The following is a 6,574-nucleotide window of genomic DNA, read 5'->3' as shown; positions in this document are numbered from 1 at the left end:
TTTTTGTAAAGCAAAAGCGGGCACACGATTTCTGTTGCGTTCTCGGGGGCTCGGAGATGTGTAAAAGAGACGGGCCCCCGCCCCCCGGCGAGCACCCGCCGCACCTGGGCCCGCCGCCGGAGCAGTTCGACCAGCACCAGCCCGGCGGCCAGGAGCAGGCCGACCACGGCGACCGGCCGCTGGTCTACGGCGTCGACTGCAAGAACGACCACTTCAACGACCCGCGCGCGCCCTACTGCGCGGTGTGCGGCATCGCGCTCGTGCAGCGCACGCTCGTCCCCTACAAGGGCCCGCGCCCGCCGCTCGGCGTGCTCGTCCTCGACGACGGCACCGCGCTCCCGCTCGACAGCGACTACCTGCTGGGCCGCGACCCCGAACGGGCCCCCGAGGTGGCAGGCGGCAGCGCCCGCCCCGCCAAGGTGACCAGCCCCGACGGCTCGGTCTCGCGGCGGCACCTGCGGGTGGCGCTCGACGGTTGGGACGTCAACCTGGTCGACCTCGGTTCCGTCAACGGCACCCAGATCCAGCCGCCCGGCGACCCGAACTTCTACGACATCCCGCCCAACGAGCCCGTCACGATCGCGCCCGGCACGACCGTGCGCGTCGGCGTCTCCCGGACGCTGCGTTTCGAAGCCCACCGCGGCTGAGACCCACCGCGACTGAGACCCACCGCGGCTGAGACCCACTGTGGCTGAGGCCTTTCCCGGCGCGACTCCGTCAAGCGCCGGGAAAGGCGCCGTACCCGTTATTCGCCCGCGGTTCCGGGCGGCCGGATCCGTTGTTGCGGCCGTACGGGAACGCGGGCGCGGCGGGGCGGTGTGAAGGCCTGCACGCCCCGCAGCAGGCGCGAGGCGGCCTCCAGGTCGCCGGCGGCCTCCAGGGCGCGCCCGGCGGCGGTCGCGAAGCGGCCCAGCAGGTGCTCGTCGGCCGCGTCGAAGGCGCGGCCCGCCGCCCACAGGAACACGTGGTCACGCGCCGCCAGCGGCACCGGGGTGGCCAGGAAGCCGGGCGCGCCCACCGACGCGTCACGCGCCAGCCACACCGGCCCGCCGGCGGCGGCCAGCTCCTTCAGCACGCCCGACTCGGCCAGCCACGCGCGCATCCGCAGGGGATCGCCCGGCGGGCCGTGCGTGTGCACCGCGTGCGCCTCCTCACGCAGCGGATCGCAGCGGACGAACCCGGCGTAGACGGCGCGGACCACCGTCGCGGCGGTGCGGGCCAGCCGGTCGGTCAGCCGGGCCCGGTCCAGGCAGGAGATGGAGGTGATGAGCTCGCGCATGGCGACATGGGCACGTTCGTCGGGCATCGTGGTATCCCTCGGCGGAGGCGCTGGGACCGAGCCGTTCGTTCACGCGAATTGCAGGGGCGGTGACTCGGAGTATCTTCCGCCGCGCGCCCGTTGGCCAGACCTCAAATCGGTAATCAGGATTTCTCCCCCGCGGTGGGACGCATCAGCACCCAGGAGATCTCGTCCGCGCGGCCGCCGTCGGCTTTCGGGAACAGCTCCCGGCGTGTCCCCTCGCGGACGAAACCGGCGCGTTCCAGCACCGCCTGCGAGGCGGTGTTGGCCGCGTCGGTGCCGGCCACGATCCGGTGCAGCGGCGTCTCGGCGAACGCCCAGCCGGTCAGCAGCCGCACCGAGCGCGTCATGAACCCCCGGCCGCGGAAGCGCGACACCAGCGAATAGCCCACCATGGCCTGCCCGAAGTCGGGGACGATCTGCACGAGCTGGATGTGCCCGGCGAACTCGCCCGTCGCCGCGTCCTTGATCGCCAGCTCCACCCGCTGCCCCGACAGCCAGAAGTAGCCGGTGTAGCGGCAGCGCCGCTCGTCGTCCTCGAGCGAGTTGACCGCGCCCAGCCCGAAGGCGGCCACGCTCGGCTCGCGCAGCATCTCGTGGTAGTCGCCGGCGTCGGCGACCGTCATCGGCGTCAGCCGCACCACCCCGTCGGACAGCTCGCCGCCGGCGAAGAACGGCAGGAACGGCTCCGTGGCCACGCCCGGGTCGCGGGCGATCCTGGCGAACGTCACCTGGTCCGTCCGCCGCCCGTCGCGCAGCGCCTTGGCGCCGCGCCTGCGGCCCTCCTCGACGAACCCCGCCCGGTAGGCCACCCGCAGGCTCGCCAGGTTCTCCACCTCGGCCTCCAGTTCGACGCGGGACGCCCCGTGGTCGAGCAGCCAGTCGGCCAGGGCGCGGGCCACCGCCGAGGCCACCCCCTTGCCGCGGGCCCAGGGCGCCACCAGATAGCCGATCCGCACCGTGCCCCAGCCGTCGGGCGCGCTCACCCCGGCGGAGCCCAGGTAGCGGCCGTTCTCGGTGATCGCGAACTCCGCCCCGCCGCGCTCCCACTTCTCCCCGGAGCGCCGCACGTACTCCATCGCGTCCTCCCGTGTGTACGGCGACGGCAGCAGCGGCAGGAACCGGGCCGTCACCGGATCGGCGCAGGCGGCGATGATCGCCTCCGCGTCGTCCTCGGCCGGGACGCGCAACACCAGGGAGCCTACGGAGATCACTTCACGAGGGAACATCCCCCATAGATATCGCGCGTCAAGACCCGCTCGAAAGCCCTATAACCTTGCCGCCATGGGTTTCCGCAGGCATGGGCCGTTCCGGCCCGGGGATCAGGTGCAGCTCACCGACCCCAAGAACAAGCGCCACACGATCACGCTCAAGGAGGACGGCGTCTTCCACACGCACAAGGGCGCCATTCCGCACAGCGAGCTGATCGGGCAGCCTGAGGGCTCCGTGGTGCGCTCCTCCGGCGGCACCCAGTACCTGGCCTTCCGTCACCTCCTGCAGGACTACACGCTCGCCATGCCGCGCGGCGCGGCCGTCATCTACCCCAAGGACGCCTCGATGATCGTCGGCATGGCCGACGTCTTCCCCGGCGCCCGGGTGATCGAGGCCGGCGTCGGCTCCGGCGCGCTGACCTGCTTCCTGCTGCGGGCCGTCGGCCCCGAGGGGCACGTGACGTCGTACGAGCGCCGCCAGGAGTTCGCCGACGTGGCGGCCAAGAACGTGGAGAAGTTCTACGGCGGCCCCATGGACGACAACTGGCGCCTGGTCGTGGGCGACCTGGTGTCCTCCATCGACGAGGCCGACGTGGACCGCGTCATCCTCGACATGCTGGCCCCCTGGGAGTGCGTCGACGCCGCGGCCAAGGCGCTGACGCCCGGCGGCGTGATCTGCTGTTATGTGGCCACGACCACGCAGATGTCGAAAACCGTCGAGGCCATTCGCGATCACGGGAGTTTCACCGAGCCTCATGCGTGGGAGACCCTGGTTCGCGACTGGCATGTCGAAGGGCTCGCCGTACGGCCCGATCACCGGATGATCGGGCACACCGGGTTCCTCGTCTCCGCCCGTCGCATGGCCGACGGCGTCACCCCGCCGCCGCGCCGCCGCCGACCGAAGGGGACGACCGAAGAACTATGACAATTTGGCCACGAGGGTGCGTTGGTGCGTGACACGGGAACAGATGGCCGTGTTCATATGCTGGGAGTATTAAACGCACTATTGGGGATTATTCACCAAATACTGATTGTCACTGTACGAACACTGCCCGGCCAGGTTACGGAGGGGCCCGAGATAGGTAAGGTCCTAAGTAGTCGCCCTCGACTGGGAAGGAGGTGACGGGCGTGGCAGCTCGCGATGATGCTGAGGCTCGAGCCGCGCAGCGCGAACGGGAGGTCGCTGATCTTTCAACACAGGTCTCCTTCCTCCAGGAGGAGATCACCGCGCTGAGGCGGAAGCTGGCCGAGTCACCCCGTCAGGCCAGAGTCCTCGAAGAGCGTCTCCATGAAACACAGGCGAACCTCGCGGCCGTGACCGGCCAGAACGAGCGTCTGGTGGCAACACTCAAGGAGGCCAGGGACCAGATCGTCGCCCTCAAGGAGGAGGTCGACCGGCTGGCGCAGCCGCCATCCGGTTTCGGCACCTTCCTGGAGGCCCGGGAAGACGGCACGATCGAGGTGTTCACCGGCGGCCGCAAGCTGCGGGTGAACGTCAGCCCCGCCGTCGACGTCGACTCGCTGAGGCGTGGCCAGGAGGTCATGCTCAACGAGGCGCTCAACGTGGTCGAGGCCCTCGGCTACGAAGAGGTCGGCGAGATCGTGATGCTCAAGGAGCTCCTCGACGAGGGCAAGCGCGCCCTGGTCATCTCGCACGCCGACGAGGAGCGTGTCGTGCGGCTCGCCGAGTCGCTCGTCGGCCAGCCCATCAGGGCCGGCGACTCGCTGCTCCTGGAGCCGCGCTCGGGCTACGTCTACGAGCGCATCCCCAAGTCCGAAGTCGAAGAGCTGGTGCTCGAAGAAGTGCCCGACATCTCCTACGAGGAGATCGGCGGCCTCATGCGGCAGATCGAGCAGATCCGGGACGCCATCGAGCTGCCCTACCTGCACGCCGACCTGTTCCGCGAGCACAAGCTCCGCCCGCCCAAGGGCGTCCTGCTCTACGGCCCGCCCGGCTGCGGCAAGACGCTCATCGCCAAGGCCGTCGCCAACTCCCTGGCCAAGCAGGTCGCGGAGAAGACCGGCCAGTCCGGCAAGAGCTTCTTCCTCAACATCAAGGGCCCGGAGCTGCTCAACAAGTACGTCGGCGAGACCGAGCGGCACATCCGCCTGGTCTTCCAGCGTGCCCGTGAGAAGGCCTCCGAGGGCACCCCGGTGATCGTGTTCTTCGACGAGATGGACTCGATCTTCCGCACCCGTGGCTCCGGCGTCTCGTCCGACGTCGAGAACACCATCGTCCCCCAGCTGCTGTCGGAGATCGACGGCGTCGAGGGCCTGGAGAACGTCATCGTCATCGGCGCCTCCAACCGCGAGGACATGATCGACCCGGCGATCCTGCGGCCCGGCCGCCTGGACGTCAAGATCAAGATCGAGCGGCCGGACGCCGAGGCGGCCAAGGACATCTTCTCCAAGTACCTGGTCGCCGACCTTCCCCTGCACCCCGACGACCTCACCGAGCACGGGCAGTCGCGTGAGGCCACGATCCACGGCATGATCCAGAGCGTCGTCGAGCGCATGTACACCGAGAGCGAGGAAAACCGCTTCCTCGAGGTGACCTACGCCAACGGCGACAAGGAAGTCCTCTACTTCAAGGACTTCAACTCCGGCGCGATGATCCAGAACATCGTCGACCGGGGCAAGAAGATGGCCATCAAGCAGTTCCTCGAAAGCGGCCAGAAGGGCCTGCGGGTGCAGCACCTGCTCACGGCCTGCGTGGACGAGTTCTCCGAGAACGAGGACCTGCCCAACACCACCAACCCCGACGACTGGGCCCGCATCTCCGGCAAGAAGGGCGAGCGGATCGTCTACATCCGCACGCTCGTCTCCGGCAAGCAGGGCGCCGAAGCCGGCCGGTCCATCGACACCGTCGCCAACACCGGCCAATACCTGTAACGCCCCGAGAGGAGCCGCCGGCCGCGTCGAAACCGCTGGTCGGCGGCTCCTATCGTGGGAGGGTGCTCAGCAGCAACCGCCTCCGCGTCCTCCTTGAGGTGTTTCGCGCCGGCAGCATCGCCGCCGCCGCGCGCGAGCTGAAACTGTCGCCCTCCGCCGTGTCCCACCAGCTCGCCCGCCTGGAGGACGAAGCGGGCGTCGGCCTCGTCGAACGCAACGCGCAGAGCCTGCGCCTCACCGACGCCGGCCGCCGCCTCGCGCACCGCGCCCAGGAAGTCGTCGACATCCTCGAAGCGGCCGAGAAGGACCTGCGCGCCCAGGCCCGCGTCGACGCCGGCGCGCTGCGCATCGGCTTCTTCGCCTCCGCCGGATACCGGCTGGTGCCGCTCGCGCTGTCCCGCTTCGCCGACCGCTACCCGGCCGTCACCCTCGACCTCGTCGAAGGCCAGCCGTTCGAGCTTCTGCCCGACCTCGAACGCGGCGCCCTGGACATCCTCGTCGTCTTCGAGCACGCGCTCGACCCGTGGGACCGTCCCGAAGGCATCGAGGTCGTGCCGCTGCTCGACGAGCCGCAGCTCCTCGTCGTCCCCAACGGCCACCCCGCCGCCCGCCGGCCCCGTATCCGCCTCGCCGACCTCGCCGACGAGCCCTGGATCACCACCTTCGGCGCCGACCATCCCGTCTCCATCCTCGAACGGGCCGGCGCCCTCGAAGGCTTCACCCCGCAGATCCGCTGCCGCAGCGACCACTACGAGGTCACGATCGGCCTGGTCCGGGCCGGGCTCGGCGTCGCCCTCGTGCCCAGCCTCGGCCTCCACGGCGTCACCGGGGTCCAGATCCGCCGCCTGCAGACGCCGCAGCTGCACCGCCGCATCGGCGTCGCCCGCCGCGCCACCAACCCGAACCCGGCGGCCAAGTCCTTCACCGCCTACCTCCGCACCGCCGCCGCCCAACTCCGCAACTCCCTCCCCGCGTGAACTTTTTGTGATCTTGTACGGCAGGCCAAGTTGGCGCCGCCCGCCGACCACCTGCGGGGCGCGTGGGCTTCGAGTCCCAAGGGTGGGGTGGTTTCCCGCCGCGACGGCGCACCCTTGACCGTCCGGCCGCCCACAACACCGCCCGCCTGACGCGCGGCCGGGGGTACCCGCCTGGCTTCGGGGGGGTTCGGGGT

Annotated in this window: 6 protein-coding genes; 4 read left to right on the top strand and 2 right to left on the bottom strand. The window is 70.2% G+C overall.

Annotated features, from left to right (window positions below; genetic code table 11):
* The first annotated feature begins 56 nt into the window (after positions 1-56).
* A complete protein-coding gene (locus ADY59_RS46000; RefSeq protein ID WP_231619219.1) occupies positions 57-647 on the top strand; it encodes an FHA domain-containing protein in 591 nt (196 codons plus the stop codon).
* A 98-nt stretch (positions 648-745) separates the two neighbouring features.
* Here the strand turns inward: ADY59_RS46000 and ADY59_RS45995 are convergent, their stop codons facing one another.
* Positions 746-1,306 (bottom strand): hypothetical protein, encoded by a 561-nt coding sequence (locus ADY59_RS45995; protein ID WP_049577271.1) that lies wholly within the window; start codon positions 1,304-1,306, stop codon positions 746-748.
* 116 nt (positions 1,307-1,422) lie between these two features.
* Positions 1,423-2,514, bottom strand: coding sequence for a GNAT family N-acetyltransferase (locus ADY59_RS45990; RefSeq protein WP_231619218.1), 1,092 nt, complete (start codon positions 2,512-2,514; stop codon positions 1,423-1,425).
* Between the two features lie 70 nt (positions 2,515-2,584).
* Between ADY59_RS45990 and ADY59_RS45985 the strand changes: the two genes are divergently transcribed.
* The 3 genes from ADY59_RS45985 to ADY59_RS45975 all read left to right on the top strand — a co-directional run bounded on the left by ADY59_RS45985 (position 2,585) and on the right by ADY59_RS45975 (position 6,380).
* Complete coding sequence (locus ADY59_RS45985) at positions 2,585-3,436, top strand: tRNA (adenine-N1)-methyltransferase (protein WP_049577266.1); 852 nt, start codon at positions 2,585-2,587, stop codon at positions 3,434-3,436.
* Positions 3,437-3,630: 194 nt separating this feature from the next.
* Positions 3,631-5,403, top strand: a complete 1,773-nt coding sequence (arc, locus tag ADY59_RS45980; RefSeq protein ID WP_231619217.1) for a proteasome ATPase — start codon at positions 3,631-3,633, stop codon at positions 5,401-5,403.
* A 62-nt stretch (positions 5,404-5,465) separates the two neighbouring features.
* Entirely contained in the window at positions 5,466-6,380 is a 915-nt protein-coding gene (locus ADY59_RS45975; protein WP_049577264.1) for a LysR family transcriptional regulator, read from the top strand.
* Positions 6,381-6,574: the final 194 nt, after the last annotated feature.

This window comes from Nonomuraea sp. SBT364 (assembly GCF_001083785.1).
GTDB lineage: Bacteria > Actinomycetota > Actinomycetes > Streptosporangiales > Streptosporangiaceae > Nonomuraea.
Note: the sequence above shows the minus strand (reverse complement) of the source record. Positions and strands in the feature narration are given on the sequence as shown.